The 260-nt window shown below is 61.2% G+C and carries 1 pseudogene; it reads left to right on the top strand.

Going from position 1 to position 260, the window contains the following annotated elements:
• Positions 1 to 260: pseudogene (locus tag R2R70_RS21160) on the top strand (glutamine synthetase); the annotation flags it as partial.

Raw genomic sequence — 260 nt, 5'->3', positions numbered from 1 at the left:
ATCGACGACATCTATGACTTTGCCGAGGCGCAGGGGTTCGAGATCGACGGCATCACCCAGGAAGGCGGCGCCGGTCAGCTGGAAATCAACCTGCGCCATGGCGACCCGGTGAAGCTGGCGGATGAGGTGTTCTACTTCAAGCGGCTGATCCGCGAGGCGGCGCTGCGCCACGATTGTTTTGCCACCTTCATGGCCAAGCCGATCGCCGATGAGCCGGGTTCGGCGATGCACATCCACCACTCGATCATCGACATGGAAAG

This window comes from Cobetia sp. SIMBA_158 (assembly GCF_046566945.1).
Taxonomy (GTDB): Bacteria; Pseudomonadota; Gammaproteobacteria; order Pseudomonadales; family Halomonadaceae; genus Cobetia; species Cobetia amphilecti.
This window is presented reverse-complemented; position numbering and strand designations above follow the sequence as displayed.